Source organism: Streptomyces sp. HUAS TT7, assembly GCF_051550175.1.
Lineage (GTDB): Bacteria > Actinomycetota > Actinomycetes > Streptomycetales > Streptomycetaceae > Streptomyces.
Genome location: NZ_CP196175.1, coordinates 3,270,017 through 3,294,328 on the forward strand (window position 1 = coordinate 3,270,017; position 24,312 = coordinate 3,294,328).

The 24,312-nt window shown below is 70.1% G+C and carries 27 protein-coding genes; 5 read left to right on the forward strand and 22 right to left on the reverse strand.

All coding sequences use genetic code 11. The features are described 5' to 3' along the window. Nucleotides 1-480 carry an ATP-binding protein gene (locus tag ACSHXC_RS14475; protein WP_438291987.1) on the reverse strand — a complete coding sequence of 160 codons (480 nt, stop codon included), beginning with the start codon at nucleotides 478-480 and terminating at the stop codon, nucleotides 1-3. A gap of 238 nt (nucleotides 481-718) precedes the next feature. Here ACSHXC_RS14475 and ACSHXC_RS14480 point away from each other — a divergent pair, with 238 nt between their 5' ends. Continuing rightward, nucleotides 719-1,570, forward strand: a complete 852-nt coding sequence (locus tag ACSHXC_RS14480) for a helix-turn-helix domain-containing protein (RefSeq protein ID WP_438291988.1) — start codon at nucleotides 719-721, stop codon at nucleotides 1,568-1,570. A gap of 11 nt (nucleotides 1,571-1,581) precedes the next feature. Beyond that, nucleotides 1,582-1,773 (forward strand): hypothetical protein, encoded by a 192-nt coding sequence (locus ACSHXC_RS14485; RefSeq protein ID WP_438291989.1) that lies wholly within the window; start codon nucleotides 1,582-1,584, stop codon nucleotides 1,771-1,773. A gap of 51 nt (nucleotides 1,774-1,824) precedes the next feature. On the opposite strand, the gene ACSHXC_RS14490 is transcribed toward ACSHXC_RS14485, so the two are convergent. The 15 genes from ACSHXC_RS14490 to ACSHXC_RS14560 all read right to left on the reverse strand — a co-directional run bounded on the left by ACSHXC_RS14490 (nucleotide 1,825) and on the right by ACSHXC_RS14560 (nucleotide 13,494). Further along, the gene (locus ACSHXC_RS14490) at nucleotides 1,825-2,058 is read right to left on the reverse strand and encodes a hypothetical protein (RefSeq protein ID WP_438291990.1); all 234 of its coding nucleotides are present in this window, start codon (nucleotides 2,056-2,058) and stop codon (nucleotides 1,825-1,827) included. Nucleotides 2,059-2,154: 96 nt separating this feature from the next. After that, nucleotides 2,155-2,775 carry an OmpA family protein gene (locus ACSHXC_RS14495; RefSeq protein WP_438291991.1) on the reverse strand — a complete coding sequence of 207 codons (621 nt, stop codon included), beginning with the start codon at nucleotides 2,773-2,775 and terminating at the stop codon, nucleotides 2,155-2,157. A gap of 7 nt (nucleotides 2,776-2,782) precedes the next feature. Continuing rightward, nucleotides 2,783-3,334 carry a hypothetical protein gene (locus ACSHXC_RS14500; protein WP_438291993.1) on the reverse strand — a complete coding sequence of 184 codons (552 nt, stop codon included), beginning with the start codon at nucleotides 3,332-3,334 and terminating at the stop codon, nucleotides 2,783-2,785. 81 nt (nucleotides 3,335-3,415) lie between these two features. After that, nucleotides 3,416-4,045, reverse strand: a complete 630-nt coding sequence (locus ACSHXC_RS14505; RefSeq protein ID WP_438296577.1) for a pilus assembly protein TadG-related protein — start codon at nucleotides 4,043-4,045, stop codon at nucleotides 3,416-3,418. Beyond that, nucleotides 4,042-4,350 (reverse strand): hypothetical protein, encoded by a 309-nt coding sequence (locus ACSHXC_RS14510; RefSeq protein ID WP_438291994.1) that lies wholly within the window; start codon nucleotides 4,348-4,350, stop codon nucleotides 4,042-4,044. Before ACSHXC_RS14510 ends, ACSHXC_RS14505 begins: the two co-directional genes overlap by 4 nt. Before the next feature lie 71 nt (nucleotides 4,351-4,421). After that, nucleotides 4,422-5,183 carry a response regulator transcription factor gene (locus ACSHXC_RS14515; protein ID WP_438291995.1) on the reverse strand — a complete coding sequence of 254 codons (762 nt, stop codon included), beginning with the start codon at nucleotides 5,181-5,183 and terminating at the stop codon, nucleotides 4,422-4,424. A gap of 11 nt (nucleotides 5,184-5,194) precedes the next feature. Then, a complete protein-coding gene (locus tag ACSHXC_RS14520; protein ID WP_438291996.1) occupies nucleotides 5,195-6,505 on the reverse strand; it encodes a sensor histidine kinase in 1,311 nt (436 codons plus the stop codon). Continuing rightward, nucleotides 6,502-7,395, reverse strand: a complete 894-nt coding sequence (locus ACSHXC_RS14525) for a DUF5936 domain-containing protein (RefSeq protein WP_438291997.1) — start codon at nucleotides 7,393-7,395, stop codon at nucleotides 6,502-6,504. The genes ACSHXC_RS14520 and ACSHXC_RS14525 overlap by 4 nt, the downstream gene beginning before the upstream one ends. A gap of 39 nt (nucleotides 7,396-7,434) precedes the next feature. After that, the gene (locus ACSHXC_RS14530) at nucleotides 7,435-8,370 is read right to left on the reverse strand and encodes a type II secretion system F family protein (RefSeq protein ID WP_438291998.1); all 936 of its coding nucleotides are present in this window, start codon (nucleotides 8,368-8,370) and stop codon (nucleotides 7,435-7,437) included. 32 nt (nucleotides 8,371-8,402) lie between these two features. Continuing rightward, nucleotides 8,403-9,740 (reverse strand): CpaF family protein, encoded by a 1,338-nt coding sequence (locus tag ACSHXC_RS14535; protein WP_438292000.1) that lies wholly within the window; start codon nucleotides 9,738-9,740, stop codon nucleotides 8,403-8,405. A 25-nt stretch (nucleotides 9,741-9,765) separates the two neighbouring features. Beyond that, the gene (locus ACSHXC_RS14540) at nucleotides 9,766-10,158 is read right to left on the reverse strand and encodes a TadE/TadG family type IV pilus assembly protein (protein ID WP_438296578.1); all 393 of its coding nucleotides are present in this window, start codon (nucleotides 10,156-10,158) and stop codon (nucleotides 9,766-9,768) included. A gap of 9 nt (nucleotides 10,159-10,167) precedes the next feature. Continuing rightward, complete coding sequence (locus ACSHXC_RS14545; protein WP_438292001.1) at nucleotides 10,168-10,536, reverse strand: TadE/TadG family type IV pilus assembly protein; 369 nt, start codon at nucleotides 10,534-10,536, stop codon at nucleotides 10,168-10,170. A gap of 2 nt (nucleotides 10,537-10,538) precedes the next feature. After that, nucleotides 10,539-11,774 carry an AAA family ATPase gene (locus ACSHXC_RS14550; RefSeq protein WP_438292002.1) on the reverse strand — a complete coding sequence of 412 codons (1,236 nt, stop codon included), beginning with the start codon at nucleotides 11,772-11,774 and terminating at the stop codon, nucleotides 10,539-10,541. 7 nt (nucleotides 11,775-11,781) lie between these two features. Continuing rightward, complete coding sequence (cpaB, locus tag ACSHXC_RS14555) at nucleotides 11,782-12,489, reverse strand: Flp pilus assembly protein CpaB (RefSeq protein ID WP_438292003.1); 708 nt, start codon at nucleotides 12,487-12,489, stop codon at nucleotides 11,782-11,784. Between the two features lie 69 nt (nucleotides 12,490-12,558). Further along, on the reverse strand, nucleotides 12,559-13,494 hold the full coding sequence (locus ACSHXC_RS14560; RefSeq protein ID WP_438292004.1) for a hypothetical protein: 936 nt from the start codon (nucleotides 13,492-13,494) through the stop codon (nucleotides 12,559-12,561). A gap of 431 nt (nucleotides 13,495-13,925) precedes the next feature. On the opposite strand from ACSHXC_RS14560, the gene ACSHXC_RS14565 reads away from it, so the two are divergent. Continuing rightward, on the forward strand, nucleotides 13,926-15,611 hold the full coding sequence (locus tag ACSHXC_RS14565; protein ID WP_438292006.1) for a chitinase: 1,686 nt from the start codon (nucleotides 13,926-13,928) through the stop codon (nucleotides 15,609-15,611). 72 nt (nucleotides 15,612-15,683) lie between these two features. Here the strand turns inward: ACSHXC_RS14565 and ACSHXC_RS14570 are convergent, their stop codons facing one another. From ACSHXC_RS14570 to ACSHXC_RS14590, 5 genes are all read right to left on the reverse strand, one after another. Continuing rightward, on the reverse strand, nucleotides 15,684-16,556 hold the full coding sequence (locus ACSHXC_RS14570) for a S1 family peptidase (protein WP_438292008.1): 873 nt from the start codon (nucleotides 16,554-16,556) through the stop codon (nucleotides 15,684-15,686). Nucleotides 16,557-16,733: 177 nt separating this feature from the next. Further along, nucleotides 16,734-18,215: a GntP family permease gene (locus tag ACSHXC_RS14575; RefSeq protein ID WP_438292009.1), complete on the reverse strand. Its 1,482-nt coding sequence runs from the start codon at nucleotides 18,213-18,215 to the stop codon at nucleotides 16,734-16,736. Between the two features lie 123 nt (nucleotides 18,216-18,338). Beyond that, nucleotides 18,339-18,752, reverse strand: coding sequence for a RidA family protein (locus tag ACSHXC_RS14580; RefSeq protein WP_438292010.1), 414 nt, complete (start codon nucleotides 18,750-18,752; stop codon nucleotides 18,339-18,341). A 9-nt stretch (nucleotides 18,753-18,761) separates the two neighbouring features. Then, a complete protein-coding gene (locus ACSHXC_RS14585) occupies nucleotides 18,762-19,523 on the reverse strand; it encodes an IclR family transcriptional regulator (RefSeq protein ID WP_438292011.1) in 762 nt (253 codons plus the stop codon). Beyond that, nucleotides 19,520-20,575, reverse strand: a complete 1,056-nt coding sequence (locus tag ACSHXC_RS14590) for a sugar kinase (protein WP_438296580.1) — start codon at nucleotides 20,573-20,575, stop codon at nucleotides 19,520-19,522. Before ACSHXC_RS14590 ends, ACSHXC_RS14585 begins: the two co-directional genes overlap by 4 nt. 207 nt (nucleotides 20,576-20,782) lie before the next feature. Here ACSHXC_RS14590 and ACSHXC_RS14595 point away from each other — a divergent pair, with 207 nt between their 5' ends. After that, nucleotides 20,783-22,066 carry an amino acid deaminase gene (locus ACSHXC_RS14595; protein ID WP_438292013.1) on the forward strand — a complete coding sequence of 428 codons (1,284 nt, stop codon included), beginning with the start codon at nucleotides 20,783-20,785 and terminating at the stop codon, nucleotides 22,064-22,066. A gap of 179 nt (nucleotides 22,067-22,245) precedes the next feature. Beyond that, on the forward strand, nucleotides 22,246-23,970 hold the full coding sequence (locus ACSHXC_RS14600; RefSeq protein WP_438296581.1) for an N-acyl-D-amino-acid deacylase family protein: 1,725 nt from the start codon (nucleotides 22,246-22,248) through the stop codon (nucleotides 23,968-23,970). On the opposite strand, the gene ACSHXC_RS14605 is transcribed toward ACSHXC_RS14600, so the two are convergent. Next, the gene (locus ACSHXC_RS14605) at nucleotides 23,900-24,232 is read right to left on the reverse strand and encodes an alkyl sulfatase dimerization domain-containing protein (RefSeq protein WP_438292014.1); all 333 of its coding nucleotides are present in this window, start codon (nucleotides 24,230-24,232) and stop codon (nucleotides 23,900-23,902) included. The genes ACSHXC_RS14600 and ACSHXC_RS14605 overlap by 71 nt on opposite strands. Between the last annotated feature and the right edge of the window lie 80 nt (nucleotides 24,233-24,312).

The window sequence follows — 24,312 nt, forward strand, 5'->3', positions numbered from 1 at the left end:
TCAGTTCATGAGGCACGGCAGCACCGCCCAGCTCCGGGTGCCGCCGCCGGGTTCGCGGGATTCGCCGAATCCCCAGTCGCCGCCGCAATCCCGTACAACCGCGGCGAGCAGCCGTAGCCCGCCCCGGCGTCGGGCGTCACAGGCAGTGGCGAGCCGGGGATGGGCGTGCCGGGCATGGGCGTCGTACACGATCAGGCGCAGTGCGCTGTCGCGATGCCGGAGGGAGAGGTAGAGGTCCTGGGAGGGGTTCAAGTACGCGGCCACGGCGACCAGTTCGGACGCGGCGAGCACCACTTCGGGCGCGAACGGATCGAGCGCGTGAGCGTGCAGGGCCGAGCGGACCGCGCTGCGCGCGATGCCCGCGCAGTGCGGTTCACCGGGCAGGGTGAGGCTGAGTGACAGCCCCTCCGGGGGTGGTGGGCAGACGATCGGTGCCGGGTGGGCGGCCGGGCAGGCCGCAGTGGTGCGGGTGGTGAGCATCTCTGGCTCCCGTGTGCTGGTGGGGGGGGGCAGCGAGCAGTGGCTTGTCTCCCTGGCACGGGCCCACCCCTCCCAGGGGAGGAGCACGCGGGCAGGCTCGCGCGATGCACTTCCAACTCGCTTGCGTAGTTGGTTCGTTACCCACTGTAGGGCCAACTTCGGCACACGTGCCACCACTTCAGTGGCAATTGCCCCCACCAGTGGACCGACACACGCGGACGACGGCAGACTGACCCGCATGCCGACGCGCCCCGCCCCTACCGAACGCCAGAAGCGACTCGGCGCCGAGTTGCGCAAGATGCGGACCGCGGCCGGCGCCACCACCGAGTACGCGGCCGGGCTGCTCGGTCTCGACCGGACCAAGGTTTCCAACATGGAGTCGGGAATCCGGCCCATCACCCCCGAACGTGTACGCATGCTCGCGAGCAACTACGAGTGCGCAGACGTCGGCTACGCAGAGGCGCTGGCCAAAATCGCGGCACAACGGGAGCGCGGCTGGTGGGAGCGGTATCGCGGCACGCTGCCCTCGGGTCTCCTCGACATCGCCGAGCTGGAGTGGCACGCCGTACGCCTCCGTACGGCACAGACCGTCCACCTCCCGGGCCTCCTGCACACCGAGGAGTACGCACGGGCCGTGTTCGGCGCGGTGATCCCGCCCCTGCCCCGCCTCGAAGTGGAGCTGCGAGTCACCCATCGCATCGAGCGTCAGCGGGTCTTCGAGAAGGATCCTCCGCTCGACTACGTCGGATACATCCACGAGGCTGCGCTGCGCATGCAGTTCGGGGGCCGCAAGGTGACCCGCGAACAACTCCACCACCTCTGCGGCGCGTCCGAGCACGACCACATCGAACTGCGGGTCATCCCAGTGGAACGCGGCGCCTTCCCCGGCGCCGGGCACGCCCTGCTGTACGCCGAGGGCGTGGTCCCTCAGCTCGACACCGTCCAACTGGATTCGGCACACGGTCCGGAATTCATGCACGCCGAGGCGCAGTTGACCAAGTACCGGGCCCACTTGGACTGGATGGAGGCGGCAGCGCTGCCCGCGACGGAATCCGTCGACTTCATCCAGCGCGTGGCGAGCCAGCTTTAGGAGGGGACGACATGAACCGCATCGAGTGGGAAGAGCCGTACTGCGGCGAGGGCAACAACTGCTTCCGCCTCGGCGTCGACGATGACGGCAACGCGTACATCGCCATCGCCGGACAGGAGGACCGCTACCTCACCGACACCCGCGACGCCCTACGCAACCTCATCCGCGACATCAAGGCCGGCAAGGCGGACCATCTGCTCTGAGCGGGACACGGGAAAGGTCGCGGTCGCCAACCACCTGCGAGGGGGGCCTCGTCACCCCTCGGTCTTCTTCGGTTTGTACAGTTTGAGATCTTTATTCACGAACAAGTGCACATAGCCGCAATTCCAGCAGATCAGCCCGTTCGCCGACTCGTTCGCCCAGCCGAAGTTCATGAACTCCATGCCTGAGCTGTTGAGTTTCACCTCACGTTCCCGAAACTCATCGCCCTGACAGAATAGGCACTTGACCCACACATTTCCGATAGCCGCGCGTACCGGCTTGGCCACACCATCACCTCTCCCAGAACAATTCGGAGTGGCGTCACCGTCCCGCACACACCGCGCAGCGGCCAGGATAACCAGCCACCGGCCCGGCCCCTCTTCCTACCCGCTGCTCCGAGTGAAACTGACCTCCACCCGCCGGTTCTTCTTGCGGCCGTCCTCCGTCGAGTTGTCCGAGATCGGGTAGTCCTCGGCGTAGCCCCGGATCTCGAAGGTCACGTCGGGGCCGAGCGACAGGGAGAGGGCCTTCTGGACGGCGTCCGCGCGCTGCTTGGAGAGGACCACTCCGTGCTCGTGCGTGCCGAGGTTGTCCGTGAAGCCGAAGACCCTCACGTTCGTCGCCTTCTGCTTCTTGATCTCCGCCGAGATGCCCTGGATACGGTCGTTCGCGTCGGACGACAGGGCCGCGCTGTCCATCGCGAACAGCACCTCCGCCTGCAGCGCGAACGTCACGCTGGTGTTGGTGTCCGAGCGCCGCTCCTCGCCGCCCTGGTCCTCGACGATCGACTTGATGTCGAGCACCTTCGGCGCCGCTAGCGTGCCCCCCTCGGGAAGCTTCAGGTTCGGTGAGGTGCTGTCCACCTTCATGGAGGGGTCGGACGTCGCTTCCGTGCCGGGCAGTGGGGGGCTGCTCGGCGTCTCGTCCGCGTATGCGGTGGTGCCGCCGCCGGTCAGGACTAGCGCGGCGGCGATCGCTACGGCTGCGTGCCGGGTTCTGGTCATGGCGTGATCACCCGGAGACGGGAACGGTCATGGTGGGGAAGGTCGGCAACTGGAAGTCGACGTCCTTCGTGCCGTTCGGGGGGGCGGGGAATTGGGCGAAGAAGGGGACGCTCTGGCCCGCCTTCACCCCTACGATGCCCATCGTGCAGAGGCACTTCCCGCCCGTGTCGCGGAGTACGTAATAGCGCTTCTTGCCCACCTTGTCGACGAGCGTCGCCCCGGCCACCGAGTCACCGCTGGCCAGCACGTCCTTCTCGGTGCCGACCCAGCCGGAGGTGTCGACGAAGTTCTCCGAGCCGGGGTTCTTCACTTGGCCCGACACCGTGACGAATCCGCCCGAATCGCGCGCCACGCTGTTGATGGTGAGGACGATCCCGCCCTGACCGGTGGACTCGGCGAGCTTGACCGTGGGGTCCGACTTCGGCGGCGAGGAACCCGGCTGCTGGCCGCCCCCCGAGGAGGCCGCCTTCGACTGCGAACTGCTGTTGGCCGCGTCCGACTTGCCGCCCTTGCTGTCGCCGCCGCATCCGCCGACAGCCAACGCCAGGGCGACTGCCATCGCTGCCGCCACCGCCCCCCTACGGGCCCTCAACGTATGCCGAACGCTCATCGGTGCCATTCCTCTGCTCGTCGATTGCTGTCAGTCGACCAGTTTCACGGTGAAGATCTTGTCCAGGGCAGGCACGGGATCCACGGGCAGGTCCTTGCCGTCACACGTGATCGTGACCGGAGGAGGCGTAGGAGTCGGTGTAGGCGCAGAAGTCGGCGTCGGCGCCGGGCTGTTGCCACCGTCACCACCGGACGGAAGGGTGCACCGCAGCTCGATCATCGCCGTGGCGCTCGCGGTTCCGTGCTCGTCTTCGGTGCCCGGGATCACCGATGTCCCCACCGTGTACTGCGTTTTGACCGCCGCGGTGAACTTGAACTGGCCGACACCACCGGCGCGCGATTCGAACCCCGTCAGGTCGGCATGGTTCTTCGACGCGAAGTTCGCTGCCTCGTTGTGCGCATCAGCGATGACGATGCCGTTGAAGATGTTGTCGAGACCGCCGGGTGTCGCGAGCGCTGTCAGCACCTTCGGGCCCAACTCCTCGCGCACTCGCTGTGCCGCTGCGAGAGCAGCCGAATCCGCCGCCCCCTGGGCTCCGTTGCGCGTCGCGGACGCCTGGCCGACCGCGAAGAACGCGAACGCGAGAAAGAGCAGGCCCGCCACCATCACAACGTAGATGGGGAAGGCCTGCCCTCGGTCCTGGCGCAGGTCTGGGATCAGCCGCCGGCCTTGATCTTGTCGATCTGCTCTTTGATCTTGTTGGTGATGGACGTCCCGATCCCGGTCGCCATGATCCCGCCGATAATCGCCACCACCACCAAAATGATCCCCAGATACTCGAACGAAGTCTGCCCCCGGTCCCGGCCAGGGCCGGAGCCCGCCGACGCGTACCGGCGCCGGACACGGGTGATCGCTGTGTCCCTCCAGCCGGTCACCCGTACCTGCGCAGCGACGGCGGTCTTCAGCAGCGTGTCCTGCGGCATTTCGCGGCTCTCCTCCGGTTGCGGCGTCACGTCGTACGTCATCGGGAACGTAAGGCGGGGTTCCGGAGGCCGCCGAGGGTCCTGGGGCCCAAATCCGGGCCCAAGCGCGGGGCTTACCCACCGGACACCCCCAGCCAGCGGGCGATCGCCTCGCTGCGGGTCGTGGCGTGCAGCTTGGCGAAGATGCGGTTGATGTGGTTCTTGACCGTCTTCTCGCTGATGAAGCACGTGGCCGCGATGTGCTGATTGCTCATGCCCGCCGCGATCAACTCCATCACCTCGGCCTCCCGCGAACTCAGCCTGAAATCTTCCCTGTTGCGCATGGACGCTGCTCGCTGTGCAGTTGAAGACTGTGCCACAACCGGTTGCAGTTGCGAAAGGGATTGCGCGGAAATGGGAGACGGCGGGTCCGGTTGTTCGCGTACGTGGGCAAGAAGGGCGTTCGCCGCCGTGGCGGTGAAGGCGGCCCTGCCCTCCCTCATCCCCCGTACCGACGCCGTCAGTTCGTCCACCGTGAACTCCCCGTGGACCAGATAGCCCCCGGCCCCGAGCCGCAGCGCCTCCCGCACGATCTCGCTCTCCCGGCTGTACGTCAGCATCATCACCGGGGCAAAGCCCACCAGGTGTGGCAGCGCCGCCATGCCGTCGACTCCCGGCATGCGGACGTCCAGCAGAATCACGTCCGGGCGGTGGCGCACGGCCGCCTCGTACGCCTCGCGGCCGTCCGCCGCTTCCGCCGCCACCTCGATGTCGTGGCGGCCGTGCAGCAGCGCCGCCAGGCCCGCCCGTACGACCGGGTTGTCGTCCGCCACGACGATCCTCAGCGGACGCACCGGGTCGCACACTCCCCTCGCGTACGGCATTCCGTCCGGCATGACACCCCCTCTCAAGGAGTTCCCAAAGTCGTCGGATTCGGATTACGAGACAACTGCCCGCCGCTCAGCGGGAGTTCTACGCGCACCTCCGTGCCCGTCACCGCCGTCCCCCGGCCCACCCTGATCCGCGCCCCGATCGCCGCCGCCCGCTCCACCATGCCCACCAGGCCGAAGTGGCCCGAGCGTTTCAGGTCGTCCAGGGTCGTGCCGGGCGGCAGGCCCCGGCCGTCGTCGTGGATGCTGAGGCGGAACATCGCACCCTCGACGCCCGCCTCCACCGCGATGCGGGCCGGGCCGGCGTGCCGGTGGGCGTTGTCCATCGCCTCGCTCGCGATGGCGACCAGCTGACGGGCCACTGCCGCCGGCACGACCGTCGGACCCCGGCCGTCACCGAGCGCCTTCCACCCCGCCCCCGCCCCCGTGCGTCGCGTGAAATCCCTTATGGATAGGCGCAGTTCAACCAGCACGTCCACCTCCCCCGGCGTCCGCCTCAGGTCCGCGAGGACCTCTCGGGATTCCGCTGCCGCCCTGCGCGCGGCTCTTGCGACCAGTTCGGCCTGGGCGCGGACCGTCCGCGGGTCCACCCGGTCGGCCGAGGCCGCCAGTCCGTCGGCCGCAAGGGCCAGGCCGTGCAGCGTCTTCGCCACCGAGTCGTGCATGTCCCGGGCCAGGCGTGCGCGCTCCTCCTCGACAGCCAGGCGCGCCCTCGTCTCCGTCAGGGCCTGGCTCGCCGCGCCGAAGCGGAAAAGGAGATTACGGATCGTTACGCCTACCGCCCCTGCTATCACGCAGAACCCTGGCAGCAAGAGGGCTGAGGCATCGACCAGTTGATGCCTCGGGCCCGTCGCGTACACGACCGTCAGGATCGTCACCTGGAGGCCCGCGAAGATGCCCGCGCCCCGCCAGCCGTACACCAGGCCCGCGAGCAGCGGGGTGCAGATCGTGACGTAGCCGAGGGGGGACTCCGGGGTCGCCGTGATCAGCAGGAGTGCGCCGAACACGGCGTCCAGCGCGAGCAGCCAGGGGTGGCGCAGGAGCAGCGGGCCGAAGCGTTCCCAGTCGCGGAACAGGACGTACGAGCCCATGAACGTGACCAGGACCGCCGCGCCCACCAGCAGGCCGGGCGCGCCCTTGGCCGCGCCCGCGAGCGCGAAGGGGGCGCCTATCGCGATCATCGCAAGACGGAAGCCGAACGCCTGGCGGCACATCGCCTGGAGTGCGTTGATCTGGAGGGTGGGGGGCGGCAGGGCTTCCGTCGCTCTGCGGCGGTTCAGCTTCGGCATCCTCAACCCCCTTGCCTCTGCTGTCAGTTGGAGGGTCACTTCGGGCCTCCCAGGAAGCCGCCGAAGTCCAGGTTCGCTCCGTAGACGAAGCCCACGCTGAGCAGGATCAGCGTGCCCGGCAGCAGGAAGGTCGTCACCGCGAAGGTCGCCTTGGGGACCGCGCGGGCCGCCTTGCGGCGGGCGTTCTGCGCGTCGGTGCGGCGCATGTCGGCGGCGATCGCTATCAGGGTGTCGACGATCGGCGCGCCCAGCTCCTCGCCCTGCTGGAGCGCGGTCACGAACATCGCGACCTGCTCGGAGTCGTTGCGCTTGCGCAGTTCCTCGAAGGCCTGGCGGCGGCTGACGCCCATGTCCATCTGGCGGAGAGTGATACGCAATTCGTCCGCCCAGGGCCCTTCGTACTTGTCGGCGACCCGGTCGAGGGCCTGGCGGAAGCCGAGGCCCGCGCTGACCACCACGGCGAGTACGTCGAGGAAGTCGGGCAGGGTGCGTTCGATGTGGTCGCGGCGGACCCGGACCGCCGACCAGATGCCGACCTCGACCCAGAACAGCGCGAAGGCCACCATGACCAGGGCGATGATCCAGTGCCCTTCGAGCAGCATGATCAGCGCGGCCGCCGCGCCGAGCACCCCGTACACCGCGCGGCGGGCCGCGTAACGGTCGACGGTGAGGCCGCCCGGGTTGCCCGCGAGGTCGATCTGGCGGCGCTTCCTGCCGACCCGCTCGGGGCCCATCATCCGCAGCACGGCCGGCGCCCAGCGGATGCCGAGCCGGTCGACGGCCGAGCCGACGGCGGTGGTGCGCGTCGCGCCGACCTCCAGGGCCACGGAGAGGTCGCTCGGAAGCTTCACCTCGGCCCGGTACATGCGGATGCCGAGGAACATCCCGTACACACTCAGGCCCACCAGGGCCGCGAAGAGCAGTCCCATCTCGCGCTCACTCCCCTCTCTCCGGCCGGCTGCCCGGGCTCATACGTCGATGCGGGACAGGCGGCGGACCACGAAGAATCCGAGGGCGTACAGGGCGATCGAGACCAGCACCGCCGCCTGGCCGAGCAGCGCGCCCGTCATGCGGTCGAGCGCGCCCGGCATCACCGCGTTCAGCATGAGCAGCGCGGCGATCCCGAAGCCGGGCACGGCGTACGCGGTGACCGTCACCTGGGCCAGCGTCGTGCGCACCTCCCGCCGGGTCTCCTTGCGCTCCTCCAGGGTGGTGGTGAGGTTGCGCAGCGAGCTGACGACCGTGCCGCCCGCGCGGTTGGCGAGCACCAACGTCGTTACCAGGACGACGAGTTCGCGAGAGGGGAGCCGGTCGGCGAGTTCGCCGAGCGCGTCGTCGAGGGACTCGCCCATGGCGAGCCGGTCGGTGACCCGGCCCAGTTCCTCGCCCGCCGGGGCCTCCATCTCCTCGGCCGCCATGGCGATCGCGGTACGCAGCGCGAGGCCGGCCTGGGTGGCGTTGGCGAGGATGCGGGACAGCTCGGGCAGCTGGTTGATGAAGCGCTCGATGCGTTTCTGGCGCTGCCAGTCGAGGAACGAGTTGGCGCTCCACAGGCCCGCGAGCCCGGCGAGCGGCCCGAAGAACGCGGCGAGCACCGATGCCGCGATCAGCCACAGCGCGGCCACCCCGGCCAGCATGTACACGAAGAACTCGCCGGGGGTGAGGTCGAGGCCGGTGGCGGCCAGCTTCAGTTCGATGCGGCGGCCCAGTGTCGTACCGCGCAGCCTGCGGTCCACGCCCTGGAACGGGCGGTTCCGGCCGGTCGTGTGCTGGGCGCCCGGGTTGGTGAGCCGGTCGATGAGGGCTTCGCGCTGGGCGCGGCCCGCCCCGTAGGAGCGCAGCCCCAGGACCGCGAGCACCCCGGCGAGCAGGGTGACGCCGAGCGTGAGGAAGGAGAGGTTCATCTGCGCGTTCCCTGTCAGTTGGCGTGGCGGACTCAGTTGGCGTGGCGGACGGCGAGCTGTTCGGCGCTTGAGGCCACCCCGTACGCCTGCGGAACGGGCTGGTTGGCGAGGTAGAGGCGGTCGGCGACGCGGCGGGGCAGCGGAAAGTACTGGAAGCGGCCGTGGATGCGGCCGTCGGCGGCCATCGGCTGGGCGTCGAAGCGGCAGACGGTGGTGATGCGGTACGGGTCGCGGCCGTGGGATTCGAGGACGGCGATCTCGGTGATCTTGCGGGCGCCGTCCGCGTGCCGGGTGAGCTGGACGATGACGTCGACGGCCGAGTTGATCTGGTCGTGCAGCGCCTCGAAGGGGACCTCCACTTCCGACATCGAGGCGAGCGTCTGGAGCCGCATGAGCGCGTCCTCGGCGCTGTTGGCGTGGACGGTGGCGAGCGAGCCGTCGTGACCGGTGGACATCGCCTGGAGCATGTCGAGCGACTCGCCGCCACGGACCTCGCCGACGACGATCCGGTCGGGGCGCATGCGCAGCGAGTTGCGTACGAGGTCGCGGATGGAGACATGGCCCTTGCCCTCGACGTTCGGCGGCCGCGACTCCAGGCGGATGACATGGGCCTGCTGGAGCTGGAGCTCGGCGGAGTCCTCGATGGTGATGATGCGCTCGTGCGGCGGGATCAGACCGGACAGGGCGTTGAGGAGCGTGGTCTTCCCGGTGCCGGTGGCGCCCGACACGATGATGTTGAACCTGGCCTGGACGAGCCCGGCGAGCAGCAGCAGCATGTGTTCGTCGAGCGAGCCGAACGTGATCATCTCCTGGAGCGTGAACGACCTCGGGAAGCGGCGGATGGTGAGGGTGGCTCCGGTCAGCGACAGCGGCGGGATGATCACGTTGACGCGCTCGCCGGACGGCAGCCGGGCGTCCACCATCGGGTTCGACTCGTCCACACGCCGGTTGACCGTCGACACGATCCGCTCGATCGTCTGCATCAGCTGCTCGGGCGAGGCGAACCGGAGCGGGAGCTGCTCCACCCGCCCGCCGCGCTCGACGAAGATCTGGTCGGGGCCGTTGACCATGATCTCGGTGATGGAGGCGTCTTCGAGGAGCGGTTCGAGGATGCCGAGGCCGAGCGCCTCGTCCACGACCCGGCGGATCAGCTGGGCGCGCTCGGCCGTGGAGAGGACCGGGCCCTCGCGGCTGATGATGTGCCCGAGCACCCGCTCCAGGCGGGCCCGGCGCTCGGCGGCGGCAAGGGACGACATCTCCGCGAGGTCGATCTCCTCCAGGAGCTTGGCCCGGTAGGAGGCGACCAGGTGGCCGTCCTCCCGCCCGCCGCCGGTCTCCTCGGGGACCGCGATGCGTGCCCGCAGACTCATGTGTCTCGTCTCCAGTCGTCTCGGGTCAGTTGTGGGGCTGAAGCTTCGGCATGGTGGAGGTGCGGGTGGCGGTGCCGAAGAAGCCATCGGGCAGGCCGGGGATGACGCTGGGGATGGTCACGGTGACGGTGTACGTGGCCTCGCCGCCGCCGGACCCCGCGGGCGAGACGTCGGGCTTGAGCCAGCCACTGACCGCAGCCGTGCCGGCGGCCACGGGGTCCAGCTTCGGCTCGCCCGCCCTCGGCTCGTCCAGGCTCGCCGCCCGCGCCGCCGCCCGCGCCCCCGTCCCCGCCTGGTTCACGGCGTACGCGGCGACCCCGAGCTGGATCGCGGCGAGGCCGACGAGCAGCAGGATGGCGACGAACCCGATGTATTCCAGGGCGACTTGACCCCGGTCGCGCTCTCGGTGCGTACGCATGCGCACGGCTCAGCGCTCCTTCACGTGGGCGGCGGAGCCGTCGACGGGGAAGCTGTTGAGGACGCCCGGGATCAGGACGGGGATCTTGAGGGTGACCTTGGCCCGGTACATGCCGCCGTCCGGGGCGCAGTCCGCCTTGCCCTGGAAGGAGGAGGGCAGCTCACGCCGGGCCGCCGCCTGGCACGCCCCCGCCCCGTCTCCCTCCGCCGCCGCTCCCGCCCGCGCCCCCTCGTCCGCCGCGTTGCCCGCGAGGACGAAGGTGTAGCCGACCAGGGCGCACTGCCACAGCGCGACCAGAAGCAGCAGGATCAGCGGGACCACGCCGACGAACTCGATGACCGTCTGCCCCCGGTCCCGCTCGCTCCTGGGAATCCGCATCATCAGCCCCTGCGCCTGAGCACCAGGCCGGAGCCCCGCGCGGCCCGCGCCTTCGCTCTGCCCTCCGGGGCTTTGAGGAGGCCGAGTTCGCCGGCCAGCGCCCACAGGGCCTGCTTCACCGTGCTCTTGTTGTCGAGGTCGTGCAGGCGCCCCGCGTCGACGACGGCCTGGAGCTCCTTGAAGTGGGCCGGGATCGCGGTCTGGGCGACCCGGGTGCCGGTGATCTTCTGGACGAGCGGGGGCTGGATCTCGGTGTGCCGGGTGTGCCGGTTGACCAGCGTGGTGGTCTCCTCGGCCTTGCGGATCTGGAGCCGGTCCCACATCCGTACGGTCCGCTTGGCACCCCGTACGGACACCACGTCCGGGGTGGTGACGAGCAGCGCCACGTCGGCCATTTCGACGGCGGCGGCGTTGGCCGCGTTCATCTGGGTGCCGCAGTCCACGACGACGGCCTCGTAGCGGGTGCGCAGCGCGCCGATGATCTGGCGGGCGGCCCGGTCGGTGACCTCTTCACCCCGTTCGCCCTCGCCGGGAGCGAGCAGCAGGGCGAGCCCGCTCTCGTGGTTGAAGACTGCGTCGGCGAGGACACGGGGCGAGATGTCGGTGATCGCCGCGAGGTCGGCGATGGAGCGCCGGAACTGGACGTCGAGGTAGGAGGCGACGTCGCCGGCCTGGAGGTCCATGTCGAGCAGGACGGCCGTGCGGCCCGACGCCCTTGCCGAGAGGGCGAGTTGGATCGCTACGAGCGTGGTGCCGACACCTCCCTTGGCGCCGGTCACGGTGGTGACGGTGCCGCCGGGCCCGGTGAAGACGTCGAGGCTGGCGCCGAGGTGACGGCGTACGCCCGCGGACCACTGGGCCGCCGCCTGGACGCGTACCGCCAGCTCCTCGTACGACAGGGGAAGCGCGACCAGGCCGCGGGCCCCGGAGTCCATGGCGGCGGAGAAGACGGCGGGCCCGGCGTCGGAGGAGATCAGGACGACGCCGACCGCCGGGAAGCGCAGGGCGACCTCGCGGATCAGCTCCAGGGCCGGGACCGGGCCGATGCGCTCGTGGACCAGGACGACCTCGGGGAGCTCGTCCAGGGACTCGGCCGCGAGCCTGGCCAGGGTGTCGAGGAGCTGGGTGGAGTCGCCGACGGGCATGGCGGGTTCGGCGTCGGGGAGCTGGCTGAGCAGGGTGGTGACGGAGCGCGCGGCGTCCGCGTCGGCGACGGCCGGCAGGATTCTGGTGGTCATCCGCACCTCACTGGTCCTTTTCGAGCCGGTACGTACGGTCACCGGGCGGGATCGTGCTGTCGCCGTTGCCACGGCCGACGAGCGCGAGGCGGACATGGGTGGCGAACGACTCGGCGTAGGCGACCCGTTGGGCGTCGAGGGTGCTGAGGGCGAAGGTGATCGGGACGGCCTGGGTGGTCTGGTTCTTGTCGGACGCGCTCGGGGTGAGGGCCTGGACGGCCCCCACTTGGATCACCCGGGCATTGGCCACGATGAGCTTGGACTCCGGGGTGTCGCCCTGCTTGGTGGCGGCGAAGGTGGCGAAGATGTTGACCGTGTCGCTCGTGTTGATCTTTCCGGCGACTCCGGTCGCCGCGTCGATCATGATGGCGATCTCCTGTTCACCCGGCTTGAGCTGGGGCCGGTCGGTGAACATGCCGTCCTGGAGCAGCGAGCCACGGGTGAGACGGGTGGCGGCCATCTTGCCGTTGACGTCGGAGATGTCGGTGACCGCGCCCTGCGAGAGCCACCGTTTGGGCATGCTCGTCTGCACGAACAGGTCTGCCTTGAGAGGGGTGTAGGCGGGGATGTCGTCCTTGAGTTTGTACGCCGTCACCTCCGGTCCGACCTTGGAGTTCACGTCGCTGATCACCGTGAGCACCCCGGCGAACGCGCCGAGGGCGCACAGGACCGAGAGGAGGAGAAGGATGATGCCGCGGCGCTGGCGGGAGTTCATTGACCGTACGACCTCGTTCGCTGACGTGGGGCAGAGCGGGCAAGTGGCGGGCTGAGGAGGCAGGTCGGGTCAGGGGCCCGGGGCGATGGCGCGGCGGCGTTCGGCCCGGGTGAGGGGCCGGGCGTGGTAGGCGGAGGCGGGGACGGGGCCGAGGGCGGCGGCGCCGTACGGGTCGGCAGGCTCCTCCTCCGGCGGCTGCCGCGAGGCGCAGAATCCGCAGCGGTCGCCGATGAGCTCCATGGCGCACCAGCGGCACTGTTCGCGCCGTACGGAGGCGACGAGTTGGTAGAGCACCGAGATGTCGGGCAGGTAGGCGGCGAACTCGGTGAGCTTGCCGGTGCCCCACCAGCCGGCCGAGTCGGCGGGCAGGGCGGTCTCCTGCACGGCCTTGACCTGCCAGGACGGGGCGAGGGTGCCCGTGATCCAGTCGGCGTTGGCGGTGCCTCGGGCCAGCAGGAGGTGGCAGGCGAAGTCGGGCCCGGTGAGGGCGCCGGCCGGGCCGACCTTGACGAGTTGCGGGTCCGGGTTGGCGAGGACGGCGAACTGGCTGCCCGGCATCCAGGACTTGGCGTGCGCGGTCAGGCCGACCGGGATGCGCTCCAGGCGGGTCACGGAGTTGAGGACGGCGCCCGCGTGGATGTAGTGGGAGAGCAGCCGGGACGCCGAGGCGATGACACCGGGACTGAAGTCGCAGACCGATAGTTGCCGCAACTGCCGTACCAGGATGGCGAGTCCGAGCGGCGGCAGATCGGATTTGATCAGCGTGATCCGATCGGTTTCCAGGAGAGACCGAACGGTATGCAGCCGGTGTTCATGGGCGGCGTCAATTGATGCCGGATAGAACGCGATGACGTAGCCGTGCTGTTCCAGAAGGCGGTGCATGTCGACGAGTGCGGCGTCGAGGGGCTGGGCGTGCGGCGACTGGAGCAGCGCCGCGAGCGGCGTCTGCGGATCGGTCGGCGGCAGCACCAGGTCGGGGCTGGTGACGGCTATCGCGGTCGGCACGTCGCGGGCCCCCGTTCACTGATCGCGGTCGCCACCTTGCGGCCCCCGTTCCCTTCGGACGCGCGAGCCTGTGCGAGCCCCCACGACCGCAACTGATCACTGCAATTCCCACCTGCCTCAGCACTTTATCCACGACCTACCGGCCGGAGAACCGTCTTCTCCTTTCCTGTGTGCTTCCACGGCCGGTTTTGGTGCGCATGGGACGGGAGTTGCGTTGATAGTCGGCCAGCCGTGCGGCCGGAATTGATCCTTCACCCTTGGGGGCGCGGGACGACGTCCGCATGCGGGACGCGGCACCGAGGCGTCGTACGGGGCATCGCCAGAGGCCTTGACAACCCAATTGGTCTGGACCATGTTGTGCGGACCAGGACGCCCCACCCCCACTCCCCCACGTCCTTCTCTCCTCCCAACTCCCCTCCCGGAGGCAGCAAGTGAACCGTGCAAGATTCGGGCTGGCCGTGGCCGCGGCCGGCGCGCTCTCCATAGCCGGGCTCACCGGCGTCGCGTCGGCGGCCGATGTCAACAACGCCAAGAACGCCGGGTTCGAGTCGGGCCTCGGCGGCTGGAGCTGCTCGGCCGGCAGCGGCTCGGTCGTCTCCTCCCCGGTGCACGGCGGAACCGCCGCCCTCAAGGCAACGCCCTCGGGGTCCGACACCGGCCAGTGTTCGCAGACCGTGGCGGTCAAGCCCAACTCGACGTACACGCTGAGCGCCTGGGTGCAGGGCAGTTACGTCTACCTCGGCGCGAGCGGCACCGGCACCACCGACGTGTCGACCTGGACGCCGGGCACCGGCAGCGGCTACAGCCAGCTGTCCACGACGTTCACCACCGGCTCCTCGACGATCTCGGTGCAGATCTACACCCACGGCTGGTACGGCCAGCCCGCGTACTACGCCGACGACATCTCGGTGTACGGGCCCGACGGCGGCGGGGGCGGCGACCCCGCGCCGACGATTCCGGCGGCTCCGGGCGGCCTGGCGGTCGGCTCGGTCAGCTCGTCCTCGGTGAACCTGTCGTGGGGCGCGGTGTCCAACGCGACCGGGTACAACGTCTACCAGGGCGGCACCAAGGTGCAGTCGGTGACGGGCAGTTCGGCGACCGTGACCGGGCTGAGCGCGTCGACCTCGTACCAGTTCCAGGTGACCGCGACGAACGCGGCGGGTGAGTCCCCGAAGTCGGCGGCGGTGACCGGCACGACGTCGGCGACCGGCGGCAATCCGGGCGGCGGGACCGTACCGAAGCACGCGGTGACCGGCTACTGGCAGAACTTCAACAACGGCGCGACCGTGCAGAAGATCAGCGACGTGCCGGCGAACTACGACATCATCGCGGTCGCCTTCGCGGACGCCACAACGACGCCCGGCGCGGTGAGCTTCACGCTCGACACCAACGGTCTGGGCGGCTACACCGTCGACCAGTTCAAGGCGGACATCGCGGCCAAGCACGCGGCGGGCAAGTCGGTGATCATCTCGATCGGCGGCCAGAACGGCACGATCTCGGTCAGCGACTCCGCCTCGGCGAACAACTTCGCCGATTCCGTCTACTCACTGATGCAGACGTACGGCTTCGACGGCGTCGACATCGACCTGGAGAACGGCCTCAACTCCACTTACATGACACAGGCGTTGAAGTCCCTCTCCGCCAAGGCGGGCAGCAAGCTCGTGATCACGATGGCCCCGCAGACCATCGACATGCAGTCCCCGTCGAACGAGTACTTCAAGACGGCGCTCAACATCAAGGACATCCTGACCGCCGTCAACATGCAGTACTACAACAGCGGTTCCATGAACGGCTGCGACGGCAAGGTGTACTCGCAGGGCTCGGTCGACTTCCTGACCGCGCTTGCCTGCATCCAGCTCCAGGGCGGCCTCGACCCGTCGCAGGTGGGCCTCGGCCTGCCGGCGTCGACGTCCGGCGCGGGCAGCGGCTATGTCTCGCCCTCGGTGGTGAACGCGGCGCTCGACTGCCTGACCCAGGGCACGAACTGCGGCTCGTTCAAGCCGTCGAAGACGTACCCGGGCCTGCGCGGCGCGATGACGTGGTCCACCAACTGGGACGCGTCCTCGGGCAACGCCTGGTCGAACGCGGTGGGCCCGCACGTCCACGCCCTGCCGTAACAGCACCCTGGTGGAAACAGACAGCAGCGCCGCCCACTCCCCCGGACGGCGCTGCTGGCAGGTGCTAGAACGTCACGGCTTCGGCAGAGTGCAGCCCGCGCGACTGAGGTCGATCTTGTTACCGGCCCCGATGCAGGGAACGATGATGTACGTCTGCTCGGCGTAGTTGATGCCCTGGCGGACGGTGACGTTGCCGTTCTCGTCGACCTCGCACGGGTTGTTCTCCGTGCACTGCTCGCCGTCCTCGTTCCCGGTGTTGTTGACGGCGACGACCTTGCCGGTGGTCGTGTCGATCACCGGGGAGCCGGATGTGCCGCCGATGGTGTTGCAGGACGAGGTGTAGCGGACCGAGTCCTTCCAGGTCCAGTCGCCCTCCTTCAGCCGGTAGACGAAGCCGTCCACGTTGCAGCTGTAGGTCCGCTTCCAGTACCCGGAGACGACCTTGATCGCCGAACCCTGCGTCGGGTGCGCGTCGTTGAGGGTGAGCGCGCTGATCCCGTAGCTGCTCTGGATCTGGGCGTACGTCGTGTTGAGCTGGTAGATCGATATGTCGGTGTCGGTCATCGTGGCGTACGAGACCTTGGTGGCGCGCAGGGTGGCGACCTTGGACCCCGAGGCATTGAGCAGCGAGAACGAGCGGGACGACGGCTGGTCGGTGATGACCTCGCCGGCGGCGGGGAATCCGCTTTCGAGGCAGTGCCCGTTGGAGAGCACGAGCGCGGGGTCGTTCGGCTGCGAGTCGGGCGTACGGATCACGGAGCCCGAACAGTTGCTCAGTGCCACGGTCCCGGCGAAGTTGACCGCCTTGGCGGCGGGCTGGGCGGGGGCGGCCTTGACCGGGGCCTTGCTGTCGGAGGGCTGGGCGGCGACGGCGGGCACCGCGCCCGCGGTCGCGAGCAGCAGGGCACAGACGGCGCCGAGTGCGCCGGCGTAGGACTTCTTCATGTGGGGGTTCCCTTTTTGAGGGTGCTCGGATGATGAAGGAGTGCGGTTTTGTCATGCGCATTGTTGAGGGTCCACTGGTCAACGGGCAAGTGGACAAAAGGAGTTGTACGAGTGCCGGACGGGGATGGCCGAAGCGGCCGGCAGAAGGCAACCCCCACCGGCCACCCCCTCGGTCTCCTAGATCACCAGGCTGAGCAGTGCGGCCACCGCGAAGCCCGCCACCGACAGGACCGACTCCAGGACCGTCCAGGACTTCAGGGTGTCCCGTTCCGTGATGCCGAAGTACTTGGCCACCATCCAGAAGCCGCCGTCGTTTACGTGGGAGGCAAAGATCGAGCCCGCCGAGATCGCCATGATGATCAGGGCCAGGTGGGCCTGGGAGTAGCCGGAGCCCTCCACCAGGGGGACCGCGATGCCGGCCGTCGTCACGATCGCCACCGTGGCCGAGCCCTGGGCGACGCGCAGGACGACCGAGATCAGCCAGGCCAGGAGGATGACCGGGAGACCTACGTTGCTGAAGGTGGTGGCCAGGGCGTCCGCGATGCCCGAGGCCTTCAGGACCGCGCCGAAGATGCCGCCCGCGCCGACCACGAGCAGGATGTTGCCGACCGGCTTCAGGGACGAGGTCGACACCGTTTCAAGGGACTTGCGGGACCAGCCGCGCCGGATGCCGAGCAGGTAGTAGGCGAGGACGAGGGCGATGGTCAGGGCGACGAAGGGGTTGCCGAAGAACTCCAGGACCGAGCGCAGGGTGGACCGGTCCAGGGCGATCGAGGAGAAGGTGGCGGCCAGGATCAGGATCAGCGGCGTGCCGATGATGGCGAGGACCGCGCCCAGCGGCGCCGGCTCCTCGCGCGGGGCGACCCCGGCGGCCCGCTGTTCGGCGGCGACCGCCGCCTTCGCCTCCTCGGCGGCCTCCAGCATGTCCTGCGGGACCTCGACGAAGATGCGCTTGCCGATCCAGGCGGCATAGCCCCAGGCGGCGAGGACGGACGGGATGCCGACCAGGGCGCCCATCAGGATGACCCAGCCGAGCGAGACGTGGAACAGGCCGGCCGCGGCCACCGGGCCCGGGTGCGGCGGCAGGAAGGCGTGGGTCATGGACAGGCCCGCGAGCAGCGGCATGCAGTACAGCAGGATCGACTTGCCGGACCGCTTGGCGGCCGCGTACACGATCGGCGCGAGGACGAAGATGCCGACGTCGAAGAAGACCGGGATGCCGAAGATCAAGCCGGTCAGGCCCATCGCGAGGGGCGCCCGCCGCTCGCCGAAGAGGCGGAGCAGTCGGATGCTCAACACCTCGGCGCCGCCGCTGACTTCGAGGATCGAGCCGAGCATCGTGCCGAGCCCGATGATGATCGCCACGTGTCCGAGGATGCCGCCCATGCCGGACTCGACGACCGAGACGGCGGCGGACTTCTGGACCGTACCGAAGAGCTCGGTGACCGACAGGCCCGCGCCGAGGCCGACGGCTATGGAGACCGCGAGCAGGGCGACGAACGGCTGGAGCCTGACCTTGATGATCAGGAAGAGCAGGAGGGCGATGCCCAGGACGGCGACGGTCAGCAGACCGGCGGTGCCGCCGACGAGGGGCAGGATGCCGCCCGTGTGGACGGGCTTGGGTGGCGGGGTGGCGGCCGCGACAGCTTGGAACAACATGTGCCAACTCCGTTGTGCAGCAGGGGGGTTCCAGGGCAGGGGGGACCGCGGCACGGCGCCCCGGCGGTCCGGGGCGCCGCACCGTGCGGCGGGTCGAGCGGTGGGACTAAGGGCAGCAAGGAATTACGCGTCCAGTACGGCGAGGGCGTCGATCTCGATGAGCAGGCCCGCGGGCAGACCGACATACACGGTCGTGCGGGCGGCGGCGGGAGCCTTCAGGCCCTGCTCCTCGAAGTAGGCGTTGTAGATCTGGTTCATCTCCGCGAAGTGGTCCACGTCCGTCAGATAGACGCGCATCATCATCACGTCGTCCCAGCTCGCGCCGCCCTCCTCCAGGATCGCCTTGACGTTGGCGAAGGTCTGGAGGGTCTGCTCGCGCAGGGTGGGGCCGGCCGGGGTGGGCGCCCGGCCCTCGACGGCCGGGAGGAAGCCGACTTGTCCTGCGACCTGGAGGATGTTCCCCTTGCGCACGCCGTGCGAGAACTTGGCGGGCGGGGTGGTGTGCGTGGCCGGGGTGATGGCGGTCTTCTCGGTCATGGAACTTCCTTATGCATGCGGGGTGTTGGGGGCTGCGCCGGAGTACTCGCGGCTGATGTCTTCCGCGGTGCGGCGCACCTGGGGAAGCAGGGTGAGGAGTTCCTCGGCGGTGACGACGACGTTCGGTGCGGACACCGACATGGCGGCGACGACCCGGCCGTCCGCACCGCGGATGGGGGCCCCGATGCAGTTGATGGACTCCTCGTGGCCACCGAGGTCGGTGGCCCAGCCCTGTTCGCGCACGGTCGCCAGCTCCTTGAGGAAGGCTGCGGCGTTGGGCGTCGAACGGGACGTGTAGGCGGGGTAGTCGAGCTTCTCCGCGACGGCGCGGCGCTCGGCCTCCGGCAGGTCGGCGAGCAGCAGCTTGGCGACGGCGGCGACGGTGATCGCGACCGGCTTCCCGATCCGCGAGTACATCCGCACGGGGTAGCGGCTCTCGACCTTGTCGATGTAGAGGACCTCGCCCTCCTCGTGCACGGCGAGGTGGACGGTGTGCCCGATCCGCTCGTTGAGCGCGACGAGGTGGGGGTGGGCGATCTCGCGTACGTCCAGGTTCTCGACGGCTTCCTGGGCGAGCGCGAAGAGGCGGGCGCCGAGCCGGTAGCGCTGGTCCTCCTGGCGGTAGACGAGCCCGTGCTCGTGCAGCGTGCGCAGGAGGCGCAGCGCGGTGGACTTGTGCACCCCGAGCCGGTCGGCGACCTGCCCGAGGTCGGCGGGGCCCTGCGCGAGCAGCGGCAGAATGCTCAGCGCCCGGTCGACGGTCTGACTCATGGCGTACGTACCTCCTGGTCGTCCCCCGTCCACCCGGGGCCGAGACGAAGTCTCCCCCAGCCGGTGTCGTCCAGAGCTACGAGCCGGTCGGCGTGTGTCATCCAGGAGGTGCGCCGCGGAGCGGCTCCTTGAGGGGCGGTGGTCGGGCGACGGGCGGGCGGCTGCGTGAGGTCCCCGGGCACGGTGAGCACGGCAGCCGCCATGAGGTGCCCGTGCCGGATGCGATCTCGGACGGGGAGACCGCGGAGGGTGGCACTGAGAAACCCCGCGGCGAAGGCGTCGCCCGCGCCTACGGGGGCGACTACGTCGACACGGGGAGGACGTACGAGGGTGGCCACCCCGTCGCCGTCCTCAAGCCCTTCGGTCGCCTCGGGCCCTCTCTCGAAGACGATGGCCCCGCCTTTGCCCAGCTTCACGACCAGGACGGCCGGTTCCGGCAGCACATCGCTGATGGCATTGGTTCCCCGCACCCCCCAGGCCGCCTCCGCCTCGTCCTCGCCCACGAAGACGACGTCCGCCCCCCGAGCCAGTTCGAGCAGCACGGAAGGCCCGGCCGCGTCCCGCCACAACCCCGGCCGATAGTTGACGTCGAACGAGACGAGGGGGCGGCCGGGCCGACGGAGGACGAGGTCGCGCATCAGGGCGAGGCAGTCGTCGGAGAGCGCGGCCGTGATGCCGGAGAGGTGCAGGATCCGCCCGCCCCACAGGTCCCGGTACGGCACGGTCGCCGGCGACATCGCGGAGGCCGCGGACCCGGCGCGGTAGTAGAGCACCTCGTGGCCGTCGGCCGCCCGGTCGTCGGCGGTGCGGAAGTAGATCCCGGTGGGCCGCACCGGGTCGCGGCGTACGGCGCTCACATCGACCCCGTACGAGCCGATCGCCTCGACCAGATGGTCACCGAAGCCGTCCGAGCCGACCCGGCTGACCCACTTCGCACGGTGCCCGGCCGCCGCGAGCGCGCAGGCCACGTTGGACTCGGCGCCGCCTATCGTCCGCTCGAACGCGGGAACATCGGCGAGGCGGCCCGGCCGGGCCGGAAGGAAGGTGACCATGGACTCGCCGAGGCAGACGACGTCGACCGGTGTGTCGGCGTCGTCCGCGGCGGCTGGGGATCCGGTGGTCACTGCTGGCTCCTCGCTGATGGACGGCCCAGGCTGGTCATTGACCCGGCATTGGCCCGGATGTTAGACAGCATTGAGCGATATACGCAATTGGTGTTGCAGATGATGCAACGCCACCCCGAGAAGGGCGAGGTTTCCGTGACAGCCACCGATCGCGAAGACAGGCTTGCGGCGCTGGGCGCCGAACGCGTCGACCACCGCTTCAAGGGGCTGCCGCCGGACGCGGACGGGCTCACCGTCGCCGAGCTCGCCGCCCAGCGCCGCGACCTCTTCACCGGCGGTTTCGCCACGCCCGTCCTGACGCTGTCCGCGGAGGCCGTCGAGCACAACCTCACCCTCCTGGAGACGTACGCGGAACGCCACGGCCTGGCCTTCGCGCCGCACGGCAAGACGTCCATGGCGCCGCAGCTCTTCGCCCGCCAGGTCGAGCGCGGCGCCTGGGGGATCACCCTCGCGATGCCCCACCAGGTGCGCGTGGCGAGGGCGTTCGGGACCGAGCGGATCTTCCTCGCGAACGAGCTCGTGGACGCGGCCGCGCTGCGCTGGATCGCCGGGGAACTGGTCCGGGACCCGTCCTTCCGCTTCATCTGTTACGTCGACTCCGTACGCGGGGTCGAGCTGATGGACGAGGCGCTGCGGGGCTCCGCCCGGCCGGTGGACGTGGTGGTCGAGCTCGCCGCGGGCGACGGCGCGCGGACGGGGGTGCGTACGGAAGCGGAGTGCGCGGAGGTCGCCGACGCGGTGGCCCGCGCCCGGACGCTGCGGCTCGTCGGCGTCGCGGGGTACGAGGGCGAGGTGCCGCGGGCCGACCCCGCGCGGGTACGGGCCTACCTGGAGCGCCTCGTCTCGCTGGCGGTCGACTTCGACAAGGCGGGGCGGTTCTCGGGCCTCGACGAGATCGTGGTCAGCGCGGGGGGCTCGGCATGGTTCGACACGGTCGCCGAGGCCTTCGCCGCCATCCCCGAACTCTCGCTCCCCGTACTGAAGTTGCTCCGTTCCGGGGCGTACGTCTCGCACGACTCGGGGCACTACCGGAAGCTGACCCCCTTCAACCGGGTGCCCTCGGAAGGCGCCCTCCAGCCGGCCTTCCGGCTCTGGGCCCAGGTCGTCTCGCGGCCCTCGCCGGAGCAGGCGTTCGTGAACGCGGGGAAGCGGGATGCGGCGTACGACCTCGATCTGCCGGTGGCGGAGGTGGTGCGGGATGCGGTGACCGGGGTTGTCCGACCCGCGTCGGGCATCTCGGTGACGGGGCTGTCCGATCAGCACGGGTGGCTGCGTACGGAGGAGGGGGTTTCGCTGTCCGTCGGGGACTGGGTGGGGATGGGGCTTTCGCATCCGTGCACGGTGTTCGACAAGTGGGGGTTGATTCCGGTGGTGGAGGGGGATGGGGTGGTGTCGGACTACATCCGCACGTACTTCTGACCCCGGTCCCGCGCGTCCTCCTGGGGCTCCGCCCCAGACCCCGGCGGGGGCTCCGCCCCCCCCTGCACCCCCGTTCGCGCCTTAAGGGCGCTCGTCCTCAAACTCCCCCAAGGCCTCAAGGGCCAGGGGGGACCCCCATGACGGGCTGAAGATGCCGGTGCCAGCCAGGACCGACGCTGCTGGGGGCGCGGGGAACTGCGCGACCAGCCCCCACCGGCCAGGCGGCCGCCCCACCCACCCCCGGAGGGTCTGGGGAAGGGGCGGGGTGGGGAAAAACCACCCGACCCACACGAGAGGCACGCATGGACCTCCTGATCCAGGACGCCCGCGTCATCGACGGCACCGGCGCCCCCTCCCACCCCGCAGACGTCGGCATCACGGACGGCCGGATCGCCGCGATCAGGAAGCCCGGCGAGCCCCCGCTCACCGCCCGCCGCGCCCTCCGCGCCCACGGCCTCGCCCTCGCCCCCGGGTTCATCGACATGCACGCCCACTCCGACCTCGCCCTGCTCCGCGACCCGGACCACAGCGCGAAGGCCGCCCAGGGCGTCACCCTGGAGGTGCTCGGGCAGGACGGGCTCTCGTACGCGCCCGTCGACGACCGCACGCTCGGCGAGGTCCGCCGGGCCATCACCGGGTGGAACGGCGACGGCAGCGACATCGACTTCGACTGGCGCACCGTCGGCGAGTACCTCGACCGCCTCGACCGCGGCATCGCCGTCAACGCCGCCTACCTCATCCCGCAGGGCACGGTCCGGATGCACGCCGTCGGGTGGGACGACCGGCCCGCCACTCCCCAACAGCTCGACCACATGCGGCAGTTGGTGGCCGAGGGACTCCAGCAGGGCGCTGTCGGAATGTCCTCCGGGCTCACCTACACACCCGGCATGTACGCCACCGACTCCGAGCTCACCGAGCTCTGCCGCGTCGTCGCCCGCTACGACGGCTACTACTGCCCCCACCACCGCTCCTACGGCGCCGGCGCCCTCGAAGCGTACGGGGAGATGGTGCGGCTCACCCGGGACGCCGGGTGCGCCCTCCACCTCGCCCACGCCACCATGAACTTCGGCGTGAACAAGGGCCGGGCTCCCGAACTGCTCTCACTCCTCGACGACGCCCTCGCCGCCGGGGCGGACATCAGCCTCGACACCTACCCCTACACCCCCGGATGCACAACTCTCGTGGCCATGCTGCCCAGTTGGGCGAGCGAGGGCGGGCCCGAGGCCATTCTCGGGCGGCTCCGCGACGATGCCACCGCCGAGCGCATCCGGCACCACATGGAAGCCGTCGGCGCCGACGGCTGCCACGGCGTGCCCATCGACTGGGGAACGATCGAGATCTCGGGCGTGAGCCACCCCGGCCTCTCCGACTGCGTCGGGAAGACGGTCGCCGAAGCCGCCGCCCAGCGCGGCGAGGCGCCCTGGGCCACCGCCCGGCGGCTGCTCGTCGAGGACGGGCTCGGGTCCACGATCCTCCAGCACGTCGGCCACGAGGAGAACGTGCGGGCCATCATGCGGCACCCCGTGCACACCGGCGGCAGTGACGGCATCCTCCAGGGGGACAAGCCGCACCCCCGCGCGTACGGCACGTTCCCGCACTATCTCGGGCACTACGCACGGGAGTTGGGCGTCATGTCGCTTGAGGAGACCGTCGCCCATCTCACCTCCCGGCCCGCCGCCCGGCTGCGGCTGCCCGACCGGGGGCTCGTCCGCGAGGGGTACCGCGCGGACCTCGTCCTGTTCGACCCGGACACGGTCGCGGCGGGCTCCACCTTCGAGTCCCCGCGCACGCTGCCCGTCGGCATCCCGTACGTCCTGATCGACGGGAAGTTCGTCATCGAGGACGGCAGGCGGACCGATGTGCTGGCGGGCCGCTCGGTGCGGCGGACGCCCGGGGTGCGGTGAGCGCGCCGGTGGACAGTTCGCGCGCCGCCGTCAGATAGACGGTACGCAGGGGGCCGTAGTCGGCGGAGTAGGCGAGCTGGGTGAGCGCGAGGGCCTGCAGGGCCTGCGCGCTGCGCCGGGCGGCCGGGGGAACGGCGGCCCCGACCACCTCGTCGAGGAGCTCGATCACCTTGTCGTAGTGGGGAGCCGGCGCATCGTACTCCCGCTGCGCGGCGGCAAGCAGCCCCCGCCACCGCAGCCGCCCACGGGACCGGTCGGTCATGGCCACTGCCTCCTGATGCGCGCCGGGCGAAGGACGTACGGGACGCTAGGAACACCCCGGCCCACGGCACAACACCGTCC